We start from the raw sequence: 19,186 nt of genomic DNA on the forward strand, positions 1-19,186 counted from the left end.
CGGGGGCATGTGTGTTTGACGTGATCGTCGTCGGCGGCGGGCCGACCGGGATGATGCTGGCGAGCGAACTGCGCCTTCACGGTGTCGGCGTGCTCGTGCTGGAGCGGGACGCCGAGCCGCCGCCGTACGTGCGGTCACTCGGCCTGCACGTCCGCAGCATCGAGGTGATGGACCAGCGCGGGCTGCTGGAGCGGTTCCTCGACAACGGCGGCAAGCATCCGATCCGGGGGTTCTTCGCCGGCATCGACAAGCCCGCGCCCGCCGATCTGGACACCGCCCACCCGTACGTGCTCGGCATCCCGCAGACGCGCACCGACCGGCTGCTCGCCGACCACGCCGCCGAGGTCGGCGCCGAGATCCGGCGCGGCCGCGCGGTGACCGGGCTGGAGCAGGACGACGACGGCGTGACGGTCCACCTCGACGGCGAGCCCTCGGAGCCGCTGCGGGCGCGGTTCGCGGTCGGCTGCGACGGCGGGCGCAGCACCGTCCGGAAGCTGCTCGGCGTCGGCTTCCCCGGCGAGCCGTCGACAGTCGACACGCTGCTGGGCGAGATGGAGGTGACCGCCTCCCCGGACGAGATCACCAGGATCATGACCGAGGTACGCCGCACCGAGAAGCGGTTCGGGCTCGGGCCGTCCGGCAGGCCCGGCGTGTTCCGGGTGGTCGTACCGGCGGCCGACGTCACTTCGGTGCCGCCGACACTCGACGACTTCAAACGGCAACTGACCGCGTACGCGGGCACCGACTTCGGCGTGCACTCCCCCCGCTGGCTGTCCCGGTTCGGCGACGCGACCCGCCTGGCCGAGCGTTACCGGATCGGGCGGGTGTTCCTGGCCGGCGACGCCGCGCACGTCCACCCGCCGCTGGGCGGGCAGGGGCTCAACCTGGGCATCCAGGACGCGTTCAACCTGGGCTGGAAGCTGGCGGCGGCCGTGAACGGGTGGGCGCCGGACGGCCTGCTGGAGACCTACGAGTCCGAGCGGCGGCCGGTCGCCGCCGACGTGCTGACCAACACGCGCGCCCAGATGCTGCTCACCACGAACGAGCCCGGGCCGCAGGCCGTGCGGGAGGTGCTGACGCAGCTCATGGACTTCGACGAGGTCAACCGCTTCCTGATCGAGAAGGTCACGGCGATCGGCGTCCGGTACGACGTCGGCGAGGGGCACGCCCTGCTCGGGCGGCGGCTGCGCGACGTATCGCTGCCGCAGGGACGCCTGTACGAGCTGATGCGTACCGGCGGCGGGTTGTTGCTCGACGGGACCGGGAAGCTGTCGGTGGACGGCTGGGCCGACCGGGTCGGGCTCGTCGCCGGCACCGGCGACGAGCTGGACGTGCCGGCGGTGCTGTTGCGGCCGGACGGGCACGTGGTCTGGACCGGCGACGACCAGCGGACGCTGGGCGACGCTCTCACCAGGTGGTTCGGCGGCGCGACGCGGTGAGCTGCCGCCGATCGCCCGCGGGTGTTCAGGGTCCGGTCGTCTGGTAGCTGCGGAGCGCGGCTTCGGCGAGTCGGGTGAGGTGGTCGTCGCCGCCGGGCTCGTTGCCCTGCTCATGAACGGTCACCAGGGTGGTGCCGGTCCGGACGAGGATGCTGTCCCATCCCAGCGTGGTCGAACCGGAGGTCGTGCTGGCGTCGACGCGCATGCTCTCGTCGCCCAGTCGCGGCCCCGGCACCACCGCGAAACGGTAGCTGCCTCCGTCCTGGCTCGCTGACGCGACGGTGGGGCACCGGCCGATGAGCGTCCGCAGGTCAGCCATCGCCCCTCGGGCGCCGTCGTCGGCGTACGTCCTGAGCACTTCGTTCGCCACCCACGGGTAGTCGGGGCCCTCGGCGGAGCTGACGGTGGCAGCGGCCATCGCCGACGGAGTACCGGTCAGCCGGTTGGCCGACAACAGCGGAATCATGTCCGCACAGGGCACCTCGGGGCCGGGGCGCTGCCGGCCCGCATCCGGGGCCATGACCGTTGCGATGTCCACTGTGAACCCCGGTGGCAGCGCGTCCGTGGTCACCAGCCGCGCCGACAGTGCCGCGGAGTAGCCGGCGCCGCCGGTCGCCGGAACCGCGGACGGCTTCCGGGTGGTGGGCATGCCGGTCGCCTGGGCCGCAGAGGGGACGGCTTCGCCCGCCGAACGATCCGCTGGATCAGCGGTAGAGGGTCCGCACGCGGCCACCACGCAGACCGCGCCCGCCGCGCCCAGCCTCCGCAGCACCATCCTGAGCATCGGGCAGACTCCATCTGTCGTACGGACGCGTCAGGCTACCAACGGACGTGACTCCAATCGGCCGCCCGGCTGCGGGGCGACCGCCGGCGGCAATCGCGCGTTCGTCTTCCCTTCCGGGGAGCTGGCTCCGCCTGCCGTGCCCTCCGGCGACACCGTCCTGGCGGCCGAGACGTCCGCCGTCACGTACGTGCCGATGCGGGACTCCGACGGCTACGACGAGGCGCGCGAACGCTGGCGCGGTGAGTCCGGCCGACCACTGCGAGACGTCCTCGGGCAACTCGGCGGACTGCCGGCGTGGCTCCAGTTCGACCAGACGCCCACCTGTCCCGCCTGCGCCCTGCCCATGTCGTTCGTCGTCCAGCTTGAGGAAGGCCACGATCACCGCACCGGCTTCAACTTCGGGGGCGGTGGCTGCGGGTACGGATTCCGCTGCCGGCCGTGCTCGGCGGCGGCGTTCCTGTGGCAACAGTGACCTGCTTTTCAGGCTTGACGAGCGTCAATGGTAAGCCGTAGCTTACCGTTCGTGGGCACTTACCGAACCGAGGACGGGTGGGACGCCCTGGGCGACCCGACGCGGCGGGCGATCATCGCGTGTCTCGCGGAGCAGCCGCGGGCGGTCGGCGAGCTGGCCGCGGTGCTGCCGGTCAGCCGGCCGGCGGTGTCGCAGCATCTGCGGGTGCTGAAGGACGCCGGCCTCGTGACGGACCGCACGGCGGGCACGAAGCGTGTCTACCGGCTCAATCCCGCCGGCGTGGCCGCCCTACGAGATCAGCTCGACACCTACTGGAGCCGCGCGTTGGACGGCTTCAAGGACGTCGCCGAGCGCCCTGACGAGGAGGAATCATGAGTGGAACGGATGCGGTGGTACGGCGGCAGATCGTGGTCGACGCGCCGGTCGAGCGCGCCTTCGCGGTGTTCACGGAGCGGTTCGGCGACTTCAAGCCGAAGGAGCACAACCTGCTGTCGTCGCCGATCGCGGAGACGGTGTTCGAGCCGAAGGTCGGTGGACACATCTACGACCGCGCCGAGGACGGCAGCGAGTGCGCCTGGGCGCGGATCCTCGTCTTCGAGCCGCCGGACCGGCTCGTCTTCAGCTGGGACATCAGCCCGGCATGGCAGCTCGAACAGGATCTGGAGAACGCCAGCGAGGTCGAGGTCCGGTTCGTCGCCGAGACACCGGGGCGGACCCGGGTCGAGTTGGAGCACCGCAACCTGGACCGGCACGGTCCGGGCTGGGAGTCGGTTCGTGACGGCGTCGGCCACGACGAGGGCTGGCCGCTGTACCTGAACCGCTACGCCGCCCTGTTCACCGAGGCGAGATAACGCCGGAGGCGACTCGTTGAGGATCTCGCATGACGCCTTCGGTCAACTTCGCCTCGCCCAATTCCTGGCGGTGGAAGACCTGGAGGAGCTTCGTGGCTGGGAGTACCTGGGGCGTCGCTGGGTCGGGGAGGCGTCCGGCTTCACCGAGTGGCTTCGTCTTGAATCGGCTCCCGGCGTGACGCGTTCGGTAGCGATCGACCTCGCGGCCCTGCCGGAGGCGACGGCTCAGCGCATGATCGACGCGATCGGACTTCCCCTCCGAGCAGGGATGGATCAGCAACACATCACCGGCGTCTTCGGCAGGCCCACCGGCACGGAGAAATTCGTACGGGATCGGGTCACACTCGTCTTCCACGTCGGCACCGCCGATCCCTACGAACTGAGCGGCACCGTGCACGAGGAGCAGGGGCTGATCCACCTCACGATGCACCCCACGCCGTTGCCGCAAGAGCCGACGGCGGCGCAATAGGCTCCAGATCGTGCACGGATTCACCGACGTCGACCGGCAGTCAGACCCGGACTCGTGGGTCGGCGTGCTCGATCGCCTCACCGACGAGCCCTTCTACCAGGCGTATCAGCATCGGGTCCGCGAACTGCTCCATCCGGTGCCCGGCCGGCGCTACGTCGAGGTCGGTGCGGGCACCGGAGCGAGCGCGGTCCGCCTCCGAGACGAACACGACGCCTGCGTGGTGACCGTGGACCGCGCCGTCACCATGGCTGCCGCCATGCAGGCGCGCGGCTTGACGCAATGCGCCGTCGCCGACGCCCACCGGCTGCCGTTCCTCGACGACTCCTTCGACGGCGCCTGGTCCGACCGCACCGTGCAACACCTCGCCGATCCCCACGCCGCGATCGGGGAGCTCGTCAGGGTCGTCCGGCCGAGTGGCCGCATCGTCCTCGCGGACCCCGACTACGACACGCAGGTGCTCGACATCGCCGACCAGGATCTGGCGCGACGTGTGCTGCGGTTCCGGGCCGACGTCCTCCTCCGCAACGGCACCCTGGCCCACCAGCACGCCGGCATTCTCGCCACGCTCGGTCTGGCCGACATCGCCGTCGAGCCCCGAACGCTCCTGGTTCGCGACCCGGCCGCCGCCGACAACGTTCTGGGCCTGCGCAGTTGGGCTGCCACAGCGGCTCAGCGCGGCGTAGTCGAACCCGCCGAAGCTCGCGCGTTCGAAGACCAGTTCGACGAGGCCGTCGACGCGGGCCGGTTCACCTATGCAGTCACGTTCTTCCTCACCGCGGCGACCGTCACCTGAGACGGAGGGCACTGGCAGACTGTCGCCATGCCGCCCGAACCGGAGTCGTGGATCATCAGGCACTTCTCGCAGGCCAATCCCGTGGGTCCAGGACAGGACAGTGTCCCGGCGTTGCTACGCCGCATCGCCGACAGCATCGAACAGCGGCCGGGCATCGAGGTCCAGGACGTCGTCGTACAGAACGAGATCACTGCCGACGGTGACTGGTGGTCGGCCACCGTCTACTTCCACGAGCCGTCGCCCTAGCGAATTCGGCGCACAGGTCGGCTCGTCCGCCACTGAGGGCGACACAAGGGGTCGTGACACGTGGACCGACTCCTGAGGACTGCCGCACTTTTCTGCTTCACAAGATCGAGGCCACCTCTCCAACTAGCGGAGAAGGCCTCAGGGCTTGGTTGAGCTGAGGATTCGATTCGGTGGCTCGTCGATGCAGGCTAGGTGCCTTCTGGTCTGCTCGGGGAGCTACGCAGCGCCTGCGAGGGCGTCGCAGAAGCGCTGGTCAATCAACCATCTACTGAAAAGGACTGGCTGACCTCGCGCGAGAAGGAACTGCTGCCCACACATCGAAGCAGAGCCTAAAACAGAGCGCTCCCTTCTGAGCCTGCCCACGCACCGGTGCGGCACACAAGCACCCATGCGCTGCGGCCGGAGCTCGCGGCCTCTCCCTTGGAGTTCCGGCCGCCCCCTTCAAGACGAGTGCGTCGACAACACAGCCCTCGCAGCGCTGAGGGTTGGAAGTCGTTGCTGGAGATGGCAAGGTGTATTACATGGATACATCGACTGCCCTCAACGTGGCTGCCTTCATAGCATCTCTCATAGCTTTGTGCCTCTCGTCCGCAATCGCCCTTCAGCAAATCCGGATTTCTAGGCATGCTAATCAACTCCCCGTGGCGGTGGAATTTTTGTGGAAGGTGCGCACTGCCGAATTCCTCAGGCGAGAAGAGAACCTGTGGACTGAGCTGCCGAAGCAGGATAAAGATCTACCATTCCTCGACCTTCCGGAGCCCGTGCGTGACGATGCCCAAGAGGTCGCCACTTTCTACCAAACGGTGTCATACCTAGTCGCCCTGGGAATCGTAGATGAGAGGCTAGCCATACTGCCGTTGCACTACAGGGCACCGAAGACCTGGTCAGCGATTCAGCAGTTCGTCATGAACGAGAGGGCGCGGCGCGACGATCCGCTTTCATTTCTAAACGCCTTCGAACATTTGGTCGACACCATCAGCTCGTCGAATGCCTCGACCCTATCAGGTGAATTGTTTCGAAGAAGACGATGACAGGGGCGCCACCAACAGCCTCACATCTTTGGCCAGCTAGGGGAACGCAGAACGATTCGTGGTGGTCGAGCCACCCTCGCCGCATTGGCGCTGACGAGCCCTATGCACCGAGCTGCGCGGCTCACGAGAAGCTAGGAATTGCCCGCCTCGCGCAGATTCCAACGCCACAGCCGGGTTGCCTCGCGGTCGGCTCCACTCCCCCGGCGGTCAACGAGATCAGAATGGCCGTTCCAACTGGAGAAACGGCTGCCCTCGCTCGCCGCCCTCTGCAAGCACTACAACGTCAAGCAACACGATCATCCGCGCCGCCATGCTCGTGCCGCGAATGTGCGGGCACACGACGCGATTCGCCATCCACGTGGATACGTGGTTGGCCTAGCTGCCGTACGAGAGTCCCCACCTGCGGGCTGAGAGGGCCTCCCGTCCGGGGCACTGAGCGGGCCGACACCTGTCGGGGTGTAGGCAGGCGGGGCGTCGGGTACCTCGCGCCCAACCCCGCACCCCTGCCCAGGAGGACCTTATGACCGTCGTACTCGCCGTTGTCTGCAAAGACGGGGTGGTGATCGGCGCCGACTCCCAGATCACCGAGAGCGACCGCGGTCTGAGCTTCCCCGCCCAGAAGCTGCACCCACTGGGCGACTGCGCCGCCTGGGGCGGCAGCGGCGCGCGAGGAGTGCTCAACGACCTGCGCCCACTTCTCCAGGACTCGGCCACCGCCATTCTCGAAGCACCGGACATCGGCGACGAGCTGCAGGAACGCGTCCTACCCGTCTTCAAGAAGCACTACGAGAACTACATCCCGGACGTGCCCGGCGAGGGCAGCGGCGGCGGGGTGTCGGCGTACCTGCTCGCGGCCGGCTACAGCCAGGGCGGGCCGTGGATCGTGGAGATCAACCCGAACGGGCTCATCGGCCGCTACGAGGACGTGGGTTTCCACGCCATCGGCTCCGGCGCACCCATGGCCCAGCAGGCCGGCGCGCTGCTGTCCCACTTCCGGATGACCACGCGCACCGTCGAGTACGGCGTGGTGGGCGTGGTGCGGGTGCTGGAGGCGCTGGAGCGGACCTCGCCGTCGGTCGGCGGGCCGTTCAGCGTCGCGTGCATCCGCGAGGAGGGCGCGCACCACCTCGACGAGAAGGAGATCGCCAAGGCGCTGAAGGACGCCGAGCGCTGGCGCGACCTCGAACAGAAGGCGCTCGACGACCTGTTCGACTGACGCCGGCGGGTGATCGGCGACGACCGGCACGGTGGCGACCCGTCGGGGGTTGTCCACCGTGCCATGAGGGCGAGATCGAAAAGGCCGTCTCCGACTGGCGGAAACGGCCTTTGAACTGGGTGGAGCTGAGGGGATTTGAACCCCTGACCCCCTCGATGCGAACGAGGTGCGCTACCGGTCTGCGCCACAGCCCCTCCGCTGGCGAACCAGCGTCGGTCCCACCCAGCTTTCACCGGGTGGGCCGGCGACAAGGCTAACAGGTCGCGCCCCCACGATGCGAACCGCCCCACCGCCCACGTAGATCTTGGAAGAAAGCGGCCCCCAGAGGGGCCCAATTCTTCCAAGATCGCTACCGAGCCCAGCACCGGCAAGGCAGGTGAGGGGTCAGGCGCCCCGGCCGGACTGGTAGGGGCGTCCGCGCAGGCCGCCCGCACGCCGGTAGGACACCGAACCGCCGCTCGCCGCCGGCGGCAGGTCCGCGGGACGGTCCAGCCCCATCGCCGTACGCCGGACCGCCTCGCGCTGGGCGGCCAGCCGGCGCTGCGCCTCCCGCCGGGCCGCCGCGCGCCGGGCCTGCTCGCGGCGCACCTCGGCCTGGCGGGCGGCCAGCCAGGCCGCCTCGCGGGCGTCCGCGCGCCGCCGCCGGCGCTCGGCCAGGGCGCGCTGCCGCAGGTGTACGACGTACGCCACGAGCAGTGCGCCGGTGACCGAGACGCTGATCCAGAACCCGGGTCCGACGAGCACCACGCCGCCCAGCTCGACCAGGTTGAGCAGCAGCAGTGCGGCCAGCACCCGGCGCCGGCGGTAGATCGCCGGGGTGTGCCGTCGCCGGGGCGGGTGCCGTCGGCGGGACTGGGCCGGCACCGCGGAGACGGGCCGGAGCCGCCCGGAGCGACGCCGCAGCGGTGGCGCGGAGACCGGGCGGGCGAGACTGCCCGTGTCGGAATCTTCACTGAGGGTCACGACAAGGGAGCGCGGAGGGTGCAGCGGTCGCCGCCCGGGCACGGTGCGCCGTCGACGCTGGCGCTGGAGCACCCGCGCCGTCGACTGCGCCCGCTCCGCCACCAGCCGCTCGGTGGCGTCGTACCGGCGGACCAGCGCCGGAGCGAGGGCGAGCAGACCGGCGGCGGCGAGGACGGCGAGGAGCACCGACGTGGGCACCCTCACCCCTCCCGTCACCAAAGTTCGGGGCGAGCGTCACACCGCCGCAACTTCTTCCGTCGACCGTCGTTTACGGCGCACTTCGTGCGGGCGGGCAGCGCTTGCCACAGCTTGCAGTTACTTGAGGTTACGGGCCGCCGACCCGGTTCACAGTGCGCCGCGCCGGGCGTTCGCCTCAGCGGCGGTTGTCACGTACGCGGTGCCACCGCGCCAGCAGTCCGCCCTCGGCGACCACTTCCTCGCCGGTCATCGCGTATCCGATGTGGTCGCGCCAAGCGCCGTCGATGTGCATGTAACGCACGTGATAGGCCTCCTCGCGGAAGCCGAGCTTCTCCACCACCCGGCGGGAAGGCATGTTCTCCGGCCGGATGTTCACCTCGATCCGGTGCAGGCCGCCCGGCCCGAACGCGTGGTCCACGGCGAGCGCCACGGCGGTCGGGATCACGCCGCGACCGGCCACCCTGGAGTCCACCCAGTAGCCCACGTACCCGGAGCAGAACGCCCGCCGCACGATGCTGCCGATGTTGACGTGACCGACCAGCCGCTCCTGCCCGTTCTCGCGCAGGCAGACCGCGAACGGCATGCCCTCACCGGTACGCGCGGACTTGCGCTGGTCGGCGTGCACCAGGCGGAACGCGGCGGGCGAGTTCGTCTCGTACCAGCCACCGGGCACATGGGACTCCCACGGCGCCAGCCACTCCCGGTTCGCGCGCCGGATCTCCGACCAGGCGGCGGCGTCCGAACGCCGGTACGGCCGCAGCACCACCGGACCGTCCACCAGCACCGCCGGCCACCCCGGCGCCCGCCGGAACCTCACCGAGCCGGCCCTTCGCTCGCGACTGCGGGGCTCGCAAGCTCACTCCTCGCGCTCACCGGCGCCGGTCCAGCAGGAGCACATCCACGGTAGACCCGGCAGCGGCCGTGGTGACCCGCTCGCCGAGCACCAGCAGACCGTTGGCCTCGGCCAGGCCGGACAGCGTGTACGGACCACCGGCCAGCGGCTGCACCGTGTACCCGCCACCGCGCCGCTCGGCCACGTGCGCGGGCCGGAACTCGCGCAGCCCCACCGGGGACGAGACCGTCTCCAGCAGGTGCGCGCGGACGCTCGGCCGGAACACCGGCTCGGCGCCGGCCAGCAGTTGGATGGCCGGGCGGGCCAGCACCTCGAAGCCGATCAGCGCCGCGCCGGGCTCACCGGGAAGACACACCACCGGCACCTCCTCGGCGCCGACCGTACCGAACCCGAGGGCTGTTCCGGGATAGAGGGCCACCTCTGTGAAGGTGACCGGCCCGGCCCGGCCGCCGTCGCGGCGGGACAGGATGCGGCGGACCATGTCGCCGGGGCCGGTGCCGGTGCCGCCGGTGGTGATGATCAGGTCGGCGCGCAGTGTCTGGTCCTCCAGCAGGCCGCGCAGCGCCTCCGGGTCGTCGTCGCAGATCCCCACCCGGTACGCGAGCGCGCCCGCCTCCGCCGCCGCCGCGGTCAGCGCGTGCGAGTTGGTGTCCACCACCTGCCCGGGCTGGCTGCCCCGGCCCACGTCCACCAGTTCGTCGCCGGTGGCAACGATGACCACGCGCGGGCTGGGCCGTACCACCACGTGCCCGATGCCGGTGGCGGCGAACACCGCGACCAGGGCCGGGGAGACGTACGCGCCGGCGCGGGCGAGCAGCGTGCCGGCGACCAGTTCGTCCCCGGCGCGGCGCAGGCCGTACCCCCGTTTGGGGGCGCGGAAGATCTCGACGGCAGCCATGCCCTGGTCGGTCCACTCCACCGGGACGACCACGTCGGCGCCGATCGGCAGCGGTGCGCCCGCCGCCACCGAGAAGCAGGCGCCGGGGGTGAGCCGCACCGGCCGCCAGCTCGCCGCGCCCAGGTCACCGACCACGTTGAGGCGGATGCTGCGGCCGCCGGGCATACCGGAGGGGGCCGGGACGTAGCCCGGCCCCCGACTCCCACCGGAGATGTCCTCCCAGCGCGCGGCGTACCCGTCCACCGCCGCCTGGTCGAAGGCGGGGTACGAGTGCGGGGCGACCACGTCCTCGGCGAGCACGTTGCCGTACGCCTGGGTCAGGTCGAGGTCGAGTGGAGGCAGCGCTCGTAACCTGCGCAGCACACTGCCCAGGTAGTCGGCGAGCGGCGTCAACTCGTTCGCGGCCGCCTCGGCGTCGGCCGTCGCGGTCATGTATCGGCACCGCCGGACGCGTCGCGGATGCCGTTGAGCACCGCAGCAGTGACCGTCTCGTCGCCGTTGTTGACGAACTCGGTCAGCCACTTGCGGAACTCGGCGCCCAGGTCCTCCCGCTCGGCGGCGATCTGCACCACGGTCTGGAGGTAGCCGAGCGGCATGCCGGTGTCGTAGCGGGTGCCCCGGTAGACGATGGCGTGCACCGGCACCCCCTCGGTACGCAGCAGCTCCATCGCGTCGGTCAGCTGGATCTCGCCGCCGCTGCCCGGCTGGGTACGCCGGATCGCGTCGAAGATCTTCCCGGGCAGGACGTACCGGCCGAGGACGGCGAGGTTGCTGGGGGCGTCCTCCGGGCTGGGCTTCTCCACCATGCCGGTGACCTTGACGACCTCGGCGATGTCGGCGTATTCCGACTCGGCCGGCTCGACCGACGCGATGCCGTATCGGCTCGTCTCGGCCGGGTCGACCTCGAAGAACGCGAGCACCACACCGCCGGTGCGCGCCTGGAGTTCCAGCATGGCCGGCAGCAGCGGCTCGGACGGCTTGACGAACTCGTCGCCGAGGAGCACCGCGAAGGGCGCGTCGCCGACGTGCGACTCGGCGTACCCGACGGCGTGGCCGAGGCCGAGCTGTTCCGGCTGGCGGACCGTGTAGATCGCGGCCAGTTCCTCGGTGCGCTTGACCTCGGCCAGCAGCTCGGGCTTCTTGGCGAGCCGTTCCTCCAGGTCCGGCCGGCGGTCGAAGTGGTCCACCATCGAGGTCTTGCCGCGACCGGTGATCAGCAGGATGTCGTCGATGCCGGCCTGCGCGGCCTCCTCGACGATGTACTGCAGCACCGGCCGGTCGACGACCGGCAGCAGTTCCTTCGGAACCGCCTTGGTGGCCGGCAGGAACCGGGTGGCCAGGCCGGCGGCCGGGATCACGGCCTTGACCGCGCGGGAGCGACCGTGGGCCGCTGAGGGGTTCGCTGAGTGCTCCGACATGTCGCGAGACTATCGGCCACGGCTCTGCCGCGGCGGGTGAGGACCGGAAGACGCGCCGCCCTGGACGGTGCCCGCCGGGTCCGCCGCACCGGCCCGGGGCAGCCCGTCCGGTGGGCCGGCACCGGCGGCCACCACCGGGATCTCCTGGGTGGGCACCGGATCGGGCGCCGGGGCGAGCCGGTAGCCGTCACGTCCGGCGGCCTTCGCCGCGTACAACGCGTCGTCGGCGGCGTCGAGCACCTGCTGGCCGTCGGCGGCGTGGTCCGGGTAGACGGCGATGCCGATGGAGACGGTCACCGGCACCCGCACCGGCTCGTCGCCGTTCCCCTCGACCGCCACCGGCTGGTCGCGTACCACCGCGCCGAGCCGCTCGGCGACGATCGTGGCGCCCCGGGCGTCGGTCTCCGGCAGCAGCACCACGAACTCCTCGCCGCCCTGCCGGAACGCCAGGTCCACCTCGCGGATCACACCGCGTACCCGGCGCGCGAACTCGACCAGTACGGCGTCCCCGGCGGCGTGCCCCCAGGTGTCGTTGACGTTCTTGAACCGGTCCAGGTCGAGCGCGAGCACGCTGAGCATGCGGCCGAACCGGTTCGCCCGCTCCACCTCGCGGCGGATCGACTCCCGCAGGTAGCGGTAGTTCCACAGCCCGGTGAGCGGGTCGGTGAGGGAGAGCCGCTGCGCCTCCTCGTGCACCCGGACGTTCTCCACGGCGACCGCGGCGTGCCCGGCGAACGTCCGCAGCGTCACCACGTCGTCGTCGTGGAACTCGTGCCCGCCGAGCCGGTCGTAGAGCACGAGCACGCCGAGCGCCGCACAGGCCGAGCCGGGCGGTTCGCCGTCGGCGGGCGGGTGGCCGGGCCGGTCCGGGCCGCGCGGCTCGGCGGCGCCAGGGGTGGCGAACGGCACCGCCACGTACGTCTCGCAGGACGGCTCCCCAGTCTCCGTGTCCGGCGACGCCCACCGTCCGCGCAGCGGTTCGCCGGTGGCGGCCACCGCGCCGAGCACCCCGGCGCCGACCGGCACCCGCAGCGTCGCCGGGTCGGCCGGGTCGCCCGTGGGCCAGCGCCCGGTCAGTCCCTCCACGCACCGGCCGACGAGGACGCCGTCGCCGTCGACCAGCAGCACCGCGCCGGCCCGGGCGCCGGTGGCGGCGATCGCGCTGTCCAGGATCACCCGCAGGATGCGTTGCAGGTCGTGCGTGCTGGCGAGCGTGTCGCCGAGCACCGCCAGGTGGTTGCGGATCTGGTCGCGGCTGCTGGTCAGCGCCGTCACGTAGGTGCCGGTCTCCCGGGTCATCCGGTTGAACGCGCTGGCCAGCCGCCCGATCTCGTCGCGGCTGCGCACCGGCACCCGGGCGCTCAGGTCACCGCGCGCCACCCGGTCCACCGCGCCGGCCAGCTCACCGAGCGGCCGGGTGGTCACCCGGGCCAGCCGCCAGGCCGCGAGCACTGCCAGCAGGGCGGCGAGCGCGACCGCGGCGATCAGCGCCCCGTACAGGCCGGGCGCGCGTTCCCCCGGCACCGACAGCACCAGCGGCAGCGGCTGACCGGGAGACGGACCGACGCGCCGCACGTACCGGCCGTCGCCGGTGCCGGTCACCCGGTTCCCGTCCGCCTTGCCGGCGGCGGCCAGCACCGCTGCGCGTACCCCCTGGGCCTCGGTCGTGTGGGTGATGCCGCCGGGGTCGTCGAGGAGGGTGACCCCGACGCCGGTCACGGCGGCGAGCCGCGCCACGAAGGCCCGGTCGACGGGCTGGGCGGCGGCGACCGCGCCCAGGTCGGTGCCGGCCGGGTCGCGGAGCCCGACCTGGGCGGAGAGCGCCCCGACTCCGGTGGCGGGCGCGCCGGCGCAGTCCTGCCAGCGCCCGGCCGGCCCGCCGGCCGTGGCGTAGGTGGTGCGGCCGGCGGCGTCGGCCATCCGCACGGCGGCGGCCAGGCCCCGGGCGACCACCTGGTCGGCCGCGCGCGAGCGGGCGGCCGGGTCGCCGACCAGCGCGACCGCGTCGGCCGCCGCGCGTAGTTGCTGGCAGAGCGCGTCGATCGAGGTACGGACGCCGGCCGCGGCCAGACCCAGCCGCTCGGTGGCGCGGCTGTGGTCGACGGCGCTGAGCGTGACCCCGACGAAGAACGCGCCGAGCAGGACGGGGCCGAGGACCACCGCGAGGAAAGCCGCCGTCAACCGCCCGCGTAGCGTCAATCTTCCCCCCGGAAGTTCCGCTCCCTTGGTGCGATGCTGACACAGAGCGACCATTAGGCAAGCGTTGCGTCAGGAGTGTTGCGTGCCGGAATTTTCGGATGAAGCGCACGATGCGAAGCGGGAGATGCGCATCGCGCTACTCGCCGCGCGCCGGTCGCTGTCCGCGGCCGACCGCACGGTGGCTGCGGCCGCCGTCCAGGCCGAGCTGGTGACGTTGGTACGCCGGCTGCGGCCGGCCAGGATGAGCGCGTACGTGCCGGTCGCCTCCGAGCCCGGCGGGGACGACCTGCCGGACGTGCTGCGCGCCGCGTTGCCGCCCGACGCCGAGCTGCTGCTGCCGGTGCTCCGCGACGACCTGGACCTGGACTGGGCCCCGTACACCGGCCCGGAGTCGTTGCGCGCCGCCGGCCGGGGTCTGCGCGAGCCGACCGCACCGCCCCGGGGGCGTGCCGCAGTGGCCGGGGCCGCCCTGGTCGTGGTGCCGGCGGTCGCGGTGGACCGCCGGGGCGTGCGGCTGGGCCGGGGCGGCGGCTCGTACGACCGCGCGCTGGCCCGGGTGCCCGCCACCGTGCCGACCGTGGCGCTGCTGCACGACGGCGAGCTGGTCGAGGCGGTGCCCGCCCTGCCGCACGACCGCCCGGTGCACTGTGTGATCACTCCGGCGGATGGACTGGTGGCGGTCCCGGATGTGGGCCCGGGCGCTTCCGCTGGACGAACCCGGGGGTCATGACGCACCATTGGCACTCGAAGACCAGGAGTGCCAACAGGCCGTGCCGAAGATCCGGAGGAGAACGTGCCCACGTACCAGTACGCCTGCACCGCGTGCGGCCACCAGCTCGAGGCGGTGCAGTCCTTCTCGGACGACCCGCTGACCGAGTGCCCGGCGTGTGAGGGGCGGCTGCGAAAGCTCTTCAACTCGGTGGGCATCGTGTTCAAGGGCTCCGGCTTCTACCGCACGGACTCCCGTTCGTCCGGCTCCGACAACGGCGCCGCGGCCACGAGCAAGCCGGCCAAGTCCGAGTCGTCATCGTCCTCGTCCTCGCCCTCGTCGTCGTCGGACTCCTCGTCCTCGTCGTCCTCCTCGTCCGGGTCGTCCTCCTCGTCCGGTTCCGGGTCGGGGTCGACTGCGAGCAAGGCGCCGGCGGCGTCCAGCTCGTCCTGAATCAGCCTCTCGCGCTCCTCGCGCGACACGTGGCCGTCCCCGCTCGGGGGCGGCCACGTTCCGTTCGCGGCGGATGCTCGCCGGCTCGGCGAGGTCGCTGCACCGGGCCGGTGGCGGATGCTCGCCAGTTCGGGGAGGTTGCTGCACCGGCCGGCGGATGCTCGCCAGTTCGGGGAGGTTGCTGCACCGGCCGGCGGATGCTCGCCAGCTCGGGGAGGTTGCTGCATCCGCTCGTCCGGAAGCAGCAAGCTCCCCGAGCTGGCGGTCCCGGCCGCACCGGACCTCCGCGCTGGTGACGGCGGGCCTTCCGGGGAACGGTTTTCCACAAGCCGGCGGGTTATCCACAGGGGCGGGCGATGGGGCGGCGCGCGTCGGGAGGCCGGTCCTAGCCTGGGGTCGGATGGTTGGCCGGCGGCGGGAGGCAGCGGTGGCGGATGGCGAGGCGACGTTGCGGCCGGTCCGCTGGCGCGGACTGCCCCGGCGCCGGACGCTGCTGCGGGTGACGCTCGTCGCGGTGCTGCTGGGGCTGGCCGCGGCGGTGCTCCAGACGCCGCCGTCCTGCCCACCACCTCGCGCGTTGCCGTCCGCCCCGGCGACCGCGTCACCGTCCGGCGGCATCCGCGCCCTGCCGGCCGGTGCGGTGGGCGTACCGATCCGGCTGGCCGAGCCGGCCGCCCTCGCGGTGCTGCGCCCGGGTGCCCGGGTCGACCTGCTCGTCGTGCCGGCCGGCGGTTCGCCCGACCCGACGCTGCTGGCTCCGCGCGCGTTGGTGCTCGACGTGGTCGGCGCCGCCGGAGCGGTCGACGGCTCCTGGGCGCTCTACCTGGCGCTGCCGCCGGAGCAGGCCCGGCGGGCGGTCGGGTTGCCGGAGGGCAGTCGCTTCGCCGTGGTGGTACGCGGCTGACGTGAGCACAGCGGGAGGCCTCGGCGCGGCGCCATCGGCCCTCGACGGTCCGCTCGGCGCGATCGGGCCACTGCGGCGCGATCGGGCCGTTGGGGCGCGATCAGCCCCAGTGCGGAGGGCGCTCGGCGAGCAGCCAGTCGTCGTTGCCGCCGGGGCGCTCGCCCCAGCCACGGTCGGTGTCGTCGCTGGTCTGTTCGGGCAGCACCACGAAGTCGTCGCTGAGGTCGACCACGCGGTCGTCGTCGCGCGGTGCCCGGATGGCGGGGTCGGTCACGAGCAGCAACGATACCGCCGGACGGGCCGCCGGCTCGATCCCCGGGACCGGGCGGATCGACCCGAGCCCGGCCGTACCGGCCCGGAAGCCGCCGGACCGCCACCCACCGGGCGCGAATGGCCGAGCGGCGGTGATCGACGCGTCGGGCGGCCGACCGGCCGGGGCGTTGGTAGCGTCGGACGGCGTGACGACGCCGAGCGGTGGCAGCCCCGACGACGAGACCTGGCGACGCCCGGAGCAACCGGTACCCGCCGGGGAGAACGCCCCCGGGGCGGTCCCCCGGGGCGGTGCGGACAGCGCGGACGTCCACCCGGCCGGTCCCGGCCCCCGGCCGGGTGACGCCGGTGACGCCGGTGACGCCGGTGACGCCGGTGACGCCGGTGACGCCGGTGACGCAAGCGGAGCACATGAGTCGGACCGCACCGCCGAACCGGACCGCACCGCCGAACCGGCCGGGGCCGCCGGGCAGCCCGAGCCGGCCGCCCTCCCGGCGGAGCCGACCGCCCTCACAGCAGAGCCGGCCTCCCGCCCGGTGGAGCCGGCCTCCCTCCCGGCGGAGCGGGCCGTCACCGAGGGCGTCGAGACGGCCGGAGCAGCCGCCGACAACCCCGAGGCGGCCGGGAACGCCAGCCCGTGGTCGCGCGAGGCGGCCACCGAGAGCCCGTGGGCCCGGCCGGAGGCGGCAGGCGGCTGGACGGTGGCCGGCGGCGCGTGGCCGGGCACGCCCGGTGCCGGCCCGCCCGCCGGTGGCCCGCAGTTCGGGGGCGGCGCGCCCGCTGGTGGCCCGCCGCCCTCGGGATACGCGGGACCGCCGCCGAGCACGCCCCCGCCGCCCGGCTGGCGGCCACCGGTACACGTGCAGCCGTCACCGCCCCGCCGGCTCCCGCCGCAGGACATGGCCGCGATGGACCAGGCGGAGCAGCGCGCGCAGCGCCTCACCTACGGCATCGGGGCGGTCGTCGCCGTGGTGCTGGTGCTGCTCACCTGCCTGCTCTGCTCGCGGGTGCTGTTCTGAGTCAGACGACGCCGTCCCAGACCATCTTGGCGCCGCTGTCCCCGGTCCAGTACACGTACACGAGCGCGAAGACCGCGAGCACCGCCACCACGACGGTGAGCACGATCGGGAGCCAGCGGGGCAGGTTCCGGCCCGCGACGAGGCGGCTCGTCGACAGCACGAGCAGCAGCGCGGCGACGCCGAGCCCGAGCGCGAACCAGAACAGCATGTCGCCGTACTCGGCGTGCTCGCTGATCTGCTGGAGCCGGTCCGGCGGGTAGCCCTTCGCGCGCAGCGCCTCCTCCAGCTCCTCGCCGGACTCGGTCGCCACCCAGGCGACGATCGGGGTGACCACGGCGAGCGCCGCGACCGCCCAGCCGAGGCGGGGCCGCCAGCGGGGCAGCACCCCGTACCCGACGGCGAGCAGTGCCAGCAGCGGCACCAGCACCACCGCCGCGTGGATGACGAGTACATGGACGGGCAGACCGTTGATTTCCCTGAACACCGACACCTCCGGCGAGTGGGTGGTTTGGCGCGCTCAGCGTACGGCGTGACGCCGTCTGCCTCGATACACGCGAGCGCGGCGGTGCCGGTTCACCTGTGGCCCCGGCCACGGGTGAACAACGCTCGCTTGTCGGCCCGCCTGCCCCGTGCTGTCATGGATCCATGTCCACAGGTGAGGAGCTGCTCCGGTCGAGGGGCCTACGGGTCACCCGGCCGCGTCTCGCCGTGCTGGACGTGCTCTCGGCCGGCGGTCACCTGGAGGTCGACGAGATCACCCGGCGGGTCCGCCAGCGGATCGACTCGGTCTCCACCCAGGCCGTCTACGACGTGCTCGGTGCCCTGTCCCGGGCCGGGCTGTCCCGCCGGATCGAGCCGGCCGGCAGTCCCGCGCGGTACGAGGCCCGGGTCGGCGACAACCACCACCACGTGGTGTGCCGGGGCTGCGGTGAGATCGCCGACGTGGACTGCGCGGTCGGCAGCGCCCCCTGCCTGGACCCGAACGTGGCGCACGGCTTCGAGCTGGACGAGGCGGAAGTGACCTTCTGGGGCCTCTGCCCGTCCTGCCAGTCCCGCCGCTCCGCCGACGACTGACCGCCCCATCGTCGACCGACCGCCGCACCGGGGACGCCCGGCGACGGCTCGTGGCACTCTTGATCGGTGGACACCGAAGACCTCGGCCTCTTCGGTCCGGGATCGGTCACGTGGAAGGTGCACGAGGAACCGATCCTGATCGTCGCCGGCCTGCGCTCGCTCTACCTCCAGGCGCTGCACCCGCGCGCGATGGCCGGCGTCGCGCAGAACAGCAGCTACCGCACCGACGCCTGGGGCCGGCTGGTCCGCACGGCGACGTACGTGGCGACGACGATCTACGGCACGACGGCCGAGGCGGAGGCGGCCGGGCGACGGCTGCGTACGCGGCACGCCCGGATGCGCGCCACCGACCCGTTCACCGGTGAGGAGTTCCGCGTCGACGATCCGGAGCTGCTGCGCTGGGTGCACGTGACCGAGGTCGAGTCGTTCGTGAGCACCGCCCGGCGGGCCGGTCTGGCGCTCACCGACGACGAGGTGGACGGCTACTACACCGAGCAGCGCCGGTCGGCGGCCCTGGTCGGGCTGGACCCGGACGACGTACCGGGGACCGCCGCCGAGGTGGCTGACTACTACCGGGACGTACGCCCGCAGTTGCGGATGACCCGGGAGGCGGCCGAGACCGCGGTGTTCCTGACCGCGCCGCCGATCCCGTGGAAGGTGAGCCTGCCGGCGCGGGTCGGCCTGAACCTGGGGCCGCCGCGCTGGGCGTACTTCGGGATCGCCGCCACCGCGCTGGGGATGCTGCCACCGTGGGCGTTGCGGCTCTACGGCGGGCTGGGCCTGCCCACCACCGCCCTGTCGGCGGACCTCAGCGCGCGGGCGCTGCGGCTGGCGCTGGCGGCGGTGCCCCGGCGCTACCGGGAGGGCCCGTTGCAGCAGGCCGCGAAGGAACGCGCCGCCCGCCTGACCGCGGCCTGACGCCGCCGC

Annotated in this window: 23 protein-coding genes, 1 tRNA gene and 1 pseudogene; 15 read left to right on the forward strand and 10 right to left on the reverse strand. The window is 72.6% G+C overall.

Annotation, left to right across the window (positions count from 1 at the left end; all coding sequences use genetic code 11):
- Positions 1–11: 11 nt before the first annotated feature.
- Positions 12–1,439 carry a rifampin monooxygenase gene (gene rox, locus M8C11_RS21040; RefSeq protein WP_252452266.1) on the forward strand — a complete coding sequence of 476 codons (1,428 nt, stop codon included), beginning with the start codon at positions 12–14 and terminating at the stop codon, positions 1,437–1,439.
- Between the two features lie 25 nt (positions 1,440–1,464).
- Here rox and M8C11_RS21045 read toward each other — a convergent pair whose 3' ends face one another.
- Positions 1,465–2,088: a hypothetical protein gene (locus tag M8C11_RS21045; RefSeq protein WP_252452269.1), complete on the reverse strand. Its 624-nt coding sequence runs from the start codon at positions 2,086–2,088 to the stop codon at positions 1,465–1,467.
- A gap of 271 nt (positions 2,089–2,359) precedes the next feature.
- Here M8C11_RS21045 and M8C11_RS21050 point away from each other — a divergent pair, with 271 nt between their 5' ends.
- From M8C11_RS21050 to M8C11_RS21085, 8 genes are all read left to right on the forward strand, one after another.
- Positions 2,360–2,695, forward strand: a complete 336-nt coding sequence (locus M8C11_RS21050) for a hypothetical protein (RefSeq protein WP_252452272.1) — start codon at positions 2,360–2,362, stop codon at positions 2,693–2,695.
- A gap of 27 nt (positions 2,696–2,722) precedes the next feature.
- On the forward strand, positions 2,723–3,070 hold the full coding sequence (locus M8C11_RS21055) for a helix-turn-helix transcriptional regulator (protein ID WP_013473924.1): 348 nt from the start codon (positions 2,723–2,725) through the stop codon (positions 3,068–3,070).
- Complete coding sequence (locus M8C11_RS21060) at positions 3,067–3,546, forward strand: SRPBCC family protein (protein WP_252452275.1); 480 nt, start codon at positions 3,067–3,069, stop codon at positions 3,544–3,546. Before M8C11_RS21055 ends, M8C11_RS21060 begins: the two co-directional genes overlap by 4 nt.
- A gap of 16 nt (positions 3,547–3,562) precedes the next feature.
- Positions 3,563–4,015, forward strand: a complete 453-nt coding sequence (locus M8C11_RS21065) for a hypothetical protein (RefSeq protein WP_252452278.1) — start codon at positions 3,563–3,565, stop codon at positions 4,013–4,015.
- Positions 4,016–4,025: 10 nt separating this feature from the next.
- Positions 4,026–4,808, forward strand: coding sequence for a methyltransferase domain-containing protein (locus tag M8C11_RS21070; protein WP_252452281.1), 783 nt, complete (start codon positions 4,026–4,028; stop codon positions 4,806–4,808).
- A gap of 27 nt (positions 4,809–4,835) precedes the next feature.
- A complete protein-coding gene (locus tag M8C11_RS21075; protein ID WP_252452284.1) occupies positions 4,836–5,054 on the forward strand; it encodes a hypothetical protein in 219 nt (72 codons plus the stop codon).
- A 521-nt stretch (positions 5,055–5,575) separates the two neighbouring features.
- Positions 5,576–6,085 (forward strand): hypothetical protein, encoded by a 510-nt coding sequence (locus M8C11_RS21080; RefSeq protein ID WP_252452287.1) that lies wholly within the window; start codon positions 5,576–5,578, stop codon positions 6,083–6,085.
- Between the two features lie 520 nt (positions 6,086–6,605).
- Positions 6,606–7,301, forward strand: coding sequence for a proteasome protein (locus M8C11_RS21085; RefSeq protein WP_120571748.1), 696 nt, complete (start codon positions 6,606–6,608; stop codon positions 7,299–7,301).
- A gap of 120 nt (positions 7,302–7,421) precedes the next feature.
- On the opposite strand, the gene M8C11_RS21090 is transcribed toward M8C11_RS21085, so the two are convergent.
- The 6 genes from M8C11_RS21090 to M8C11_RS21115 all read right to left on the reverse strand — a co-directional run bounded on the left by M8C11_RS21090 (position 7,422) and on the right by M8C11_RS21115 (position 13,830).
- Positions 7,422–7,495: transfer RNA gene (locus M8C11_RS21090), tRNA-Ala, on the reverse strand.
- Positions 7,496–7,685: 190 nt separating this feature from the next.
- A complete protein-coding gene (locus tag M8C11_RS21095; protein ID WP_175438611.1) occupies positions 7,686–8,468 on the reverse strand; it encodes a hypothetical protein in 783 nt (260 codons plus the stop codon).
- A gap of 169 nt (positions 8,469–8,637) precedes the next feature.
- Positions 8,638–9,279, reverse strand: a complete 642-nt coding sequence (locus tag M8C11_RS21100) for a GNAT family N-acetyltransferase (protein WP_252452290.1) — start codon at positions 9,277–9,279, stop codon at positions 8,638–8,640.
- A 52-nt stretch (positions 9,280–9,331) separates the two neighbouring features.
- Entirely contained in the window at positions 9,332–10,645 is a 1,314-nt protein-coding gene (glp, locus tag M8C11_RS21105; RefSeq protein WP_120571749.1) for a gephyrin-like molybdotransferase Glp, read from the reverse strand.
- Complete coding sequence (locus tag M8C11_RS21110; protein ID WP_091415168.1) at positions 10,642–11,631, reverse strand: UTP--glucose-1-phosphate uridylyltransferase; 990 nt, start codon at positions 11,629–11,631, stop codon at positions 10,642–10,644. The genes glp and M8C11_RS21110 overlap by 4 nt, the downstream gene beginning before the upstream one ends.
- Before the next feature lie 9 nt (positions 11,632–11,640).
- Positions 11,641–13,830, reverse strand: a complete 2,190-nt coding sequence (locus M8C11_RS21115; RefSeq protein ID WP_252452293.1) for a diguanylate cyclase — start codon at positions 13,828–13,830, stop codon at positions 11,641–11,643.
- Between the two features lie 82 nt (positions 13,831–13,912).
- On the opposite strand from M8C11_RS21115, the gene M8C11_RS21120 reads away from it, so the two are divergent.
- Together M8C11_RS21120 and M8C11_RS30290 are read left to right on the forward strand one after the other, a co-directional pair.
- Positions 13,913–14,560 carry a 5-formyltetrahydrofolate cyclo-ligase gene (locus M8C11_RS21120; RefSeq protein WP_374668830.1) on the forward strand — a complete coding sequence of 216 codons (648 nt, stop codon included), beginning with the start codon at positions 13,913–13,915 and terminating at the stop codon, positions 14,558–14,560.
- A gap of 63 nt (positions 14,561–14,623) precedes the next feature.
- Positions 14,624–14,764: pseudogene (locus M8C11_RS30290) on the forward strand (FmdB family zinc ribbon protein); the annotation flags it as partial.
- Between the two features lie 14 nt (positions 14,765–14,778).
- Here M8C11_RS30290 and M8C11_RS21125 read toward each other — a convergent pair.
- The gene (locus tag M8C11_RS21125) at positions 14,779–15,021 is read right to left on the reverse strand and encodes a hypothetical protein (RefSeq protein WP_252452415.1); all 243 of its coding nucleotides are present in this window, start codon (positions 15,019–15,021) and stop codon (positions 14,779–14,781) included.
- 398 nt (positions 15,022–15,419) lie between these two features.
- Between M8C11_RS21125 and M8C11_RS21130 the strand changes: the two genes are divergently transcribed.
- Positions 15,420–15,896: a flagellar biosynthesis protein FlgA gene (locus M8C11_RS21130; protein ID WP_252452299.1), complete on the forward strand. Its 477-nt coding sequence runs from the start codon at positions 15,420–15,422 to the stop codon at positions 15,894–15,896.
- A 100-nt stretch (positions 15,897–15,996) separates the two neighbouring features.
- On the opposite strand, the gene M8C11_RS21135 is transcribed toward M8C11_RS21130, so the two are convergent.
- Positions 15,997–16,170: a hypothetical protein gene (locus tag M8C11_RS21135; RefSeq protein WP_374668833.1), complete on the reverse strand. Its 174-nt coding sequence runs from the start codon at positions 16,168–16,170 to the stop codon at positions 15,997–15,999.
- Between the two features lie 184 nt (positions 16,171–16,354).
- Here M8C11_RS21135 and M8C11_RS30595 point away from each other — a divergent pair, with 184 nt between their 5' ends.
- Positions 16,355–17,185 carry a hypothetical protein gene (locus M8C11_RS30595; protein WP_308212766.1) on the forward strand — a complete coding sequence of 277 codons (831 nt, stop codon included), beginning with the start codon at positions 16,355–16,357 and terminating at the stop codon, positions 17,183–17,185.
- Position 17,186: 1 nt separating this feature from the next.
- Here the strand turns inward: M8C11_RS30595 and M8C11_RS21145 are convergent, their stop codons facing one another.
- Positions 17,187–17,669, reverse strand: coding sequence for a DUF2231 domain-containing protein (locus tag M8C11_RS21145; RefSeq protein ID WP_120573987.1), 483 nt, complete (start codon positions 17,667–17,669; stop codon positions 17,187–17,189).
- A gap of 161 nt (positions 17,670–17,830) precedes the next feature.
- Here M8C11_RS21145 and M8C11_RS21150 point away from each other — a divergent pair, with 161 nt between their 5' ends.
- Both M8C11_RS21150 and M8C11_RS21155 read left to right on the forward strand, forming a co-directional pair.
- Positions 17,831–18,259 (forward strand): Fur family transcriptional regulator, encoded by a 429-nt coding sequence (locus tag M8C11_RS21150; RefSeq protein WP_120571756.1) that lies wholly within the window; start codon positions 17,831–17,833, stop codon positions 18,257–18,259.
- Between the two features lie 66 nt (positions 18,260–18,325).
- The gene (locus M8C11_RS21155; RefSeq protein WP_252452302.1) at positions 18,326–19,177 is read left to right on the forward strand and encodes an oxygenase MpaB family protein; all 852 of its coding nucleotides are present in this window, start codon (positions 18,326–18,328) and stop codon (positions 19,175–19,177) included.
- The last annotated feature ends 9 nt before the right edge of the window (positions 19,178–19,186 follow it).

It is taken from the genome of Micromonospora sp. CPM1 (assembly GCF_023896895.1).
Classification (GTDB): Bacteria; Actinomycetota; Actinomycetes; order Mycobacteriales; family Micromonosporaceae; genus Micromonospora; species Micromonospora tulbaghiae.